This is a genomic window from Polaromonas sp. P1_E1_2 (genome assembly GCF_056406035.1).
In genome coordinates, this window is record NZ_JBFUAZ010000651.1 from 1 (window position 1) to 2,320 (window position 2,320).

General features: G+C 61.3%; 2 protein-coding genes. One reads left to right on the plus strand and one right to left on the minus strand.

Going from position 1 to position 2,320, the window contains the following annotated elements:
* Positions 1-1,025 (minus strand): CTP synthase (locus AC1D1P_RS21280; RefSeq protein WP_477674335.1); only part of this gene is annotated, 1,025 nt, incomplete at its 3' end.
* Between the two features lie 280 nt (positions 1,026-1,305).
* Between AC1D1P_RS21280 and coaBC the strand changes: the two genes are divergently transcribed.
* Positions 1,306-2,320, plus strand: a 1,015-nt coding sequence (gene coaBC, locus AC1D1P_RS21285) for a bifunctional phosphopantothenoylcysteine decarboxylase/phosphopantothenate--cysteine ligase CoaBC (protein ID WP_477674336.1), incomplete at its 3' end; no start/stop codon positions are given.

Consider the following 2,320-nt stretch of genomic DNA (forward strand, 5'->3'; position numbering starts at 1 on the left):
ACATTGTCCTGCGTGATGGTTTCGGAGTCGACATATTCGATGACCACCTTGGCGTGGTTTTTCATGCCGGCGTGGCGCAGGGCTTCGTTGAGAGACTTGTAGCTGTCGGAGAGGTCCACATATTTGCCGACCATGGCGATGTGAACTTCGGTCTGGGGGTGCTCGGTCTCATAGACCAGGTCGTCCCAGCGCTTGAGGTTGGCCGGTGGCGTGTTCAGGCGCAGCTTGTCGCAGATCAGGCCGTCCAGGCCCTGTTCGTGCAGCATGCGGGGCACTTTGTAAATGGTGTCGACGTCCCACATCGAGATCACGCCCCATTCGGGAACGTTGGAGAACAGCGAGATTTTTTCGCGCTCTTCGTTGGGAATTCGGCGGTCGGCACGACAGAGCAGCACGTCGGCCTGGATGCCGATTTCACGCAATTGTTTGGCAGTGTGCTGGGTCGGCTTGGTTTTGAGTTCGCCGGCGGCAGCGATCCAGGGGACGTAGCTCAGGTGCACGAAGGCGGTGTTGTTGGCGCCCAGGCGCAGGCTCATCTGGCGCACGGCTTCCAGGAAGGGCAGGGACTCGATGTCGCCGACGGTGCCGCCGATTTCGACGATGGCCACGTCGACCGCATCAGCCGTTTCGTAGCCGGCGCCGCGCTTGACGAATTCCTGGATTTCGTTGGTGACGTGCGGGATGACCTGCACGGTCTTGCCCAGGTAGTCGCCGCGGCGTTCTTTTTCAAGCACGCTTTTGTAGATCTGGCCGGTGGTGAAGTTGTTGGCCTTGCGCATGCGCGTTTCGATGAAACGCTCATAGTGGCCGAGATCCAGGTCGGTCTCTGCGCCATCGTCGGTCACAAAAACTTCGCCATGCTGGAAGGGCGACATGGTGCCCGGATCCACATTCAGGTAGGGATCGAGCTTGATTAAAGTGACTTTGAGGCCTCGCGATTCGAGGATCGCAGCTAAGGAGGCTGAGGCGATTCCCTTGCCCAGGGAAGACACCACACCGCCGGTGACGAAGACAAATTTGGTCATGTCAGGTACGAACCGCAAGTTCGTAGAGGTGGTAAACGGAGATTATACGGGTTGCCCGCCGGGTTACCTCTTGCAGGGGATACTGAATTTCAGCCCACAGCTGTTCGGGCTTGCACGGCGGCTCGCAGCCCACGTAAGGCTGGCCGGTGTTGACCAAGCAAGCCGGGGCCGCGGAACCGGCTTAGCCGGGCCGCAGGCGCAGCGCCCCCTCGGGGGGCAGCGCATTACGCGAAGCGAAAAGCGTGGGGGCCTTTCCTCCAACTGAGATACATTGCGGAACATGACGAATCAAGTGAATCCTATGGGAAGCGGCCCGGACGGCAATGAAGCCCTGGACCTGGCCGGCAGACACATCGTGCTGGGCCTGTCGGGTGGCATTGCCTGCTACAAGGCCGCTGAACTGTGCCGGGCGCTGATCAAGGCGGGTGCCACGGTGCAGGTGGTCATGACCGAAGCTGCCGAGCAGTTCATCACGCCCGTCACCATGCAGGCCCTGAGCGGACGGCCGGTCTACAGCAGCCAGTGGGACAGCCGTGAAGCGAACAACATGGCGCACATCAACCTGTCGCGTGAATCCGATGCGATCCTGGTTGCGCCCATGAGCGCCGATTTCATGGCCAAGCTGCTTCATGGGCGTGCCGACGACCTGCTGAGCCTGATGTGCCTGGCCCGGCCCATCGACAAGGTCCCGCTGCTGGTGGCCCCGGCCATGAACCGTGAGATGTACGCGCACCCCGCCACGCAACGCAACTTTATTCAACTGGATGCTGATGGTGCCACGGTACTGGGTGTGGGCAGCGGTTTCCAGGCTTGCGGCGAGACCGGCGACGGACGCATGCTGGAGCCAGAGCAGATCCTCGAAGACCTGATTGCCTTCTTTGCGCCCAAGGTGCTGGCTGGGCAGCATGTGCTGGTCACGGCCGGCCCGACCTATGAGGCCATAGACCCTGTGCGCGGCGTCACCAACCTGTCGAGCGGGAAAATGGGTTTTGCCATTGCGCGGGCTGCGCACGAAGCGGGGGCTGAGGTCACCCTTGTTGCGGGTCCGGTCGGGCTGCCCACGCCACGCGGGGTCACTCGCGTTGACGTCAAATCTGCACAAAATATGCTTGAAGCCGTTACAGGACGTGCGCAAGCAGCTACTATTTTTATAGCAACGGCGGCCGTCGCCGACTGGCGGCCGGCAGCGCCTTCAACGCAGAAGATCAAGAAAGACGGCTCCGGCCAGACGCCGCAGCTGGTGTTTACCGAAAATAYGGACATCCTGGCCACTGTCGCGCAGTCGCCTGCAGCCC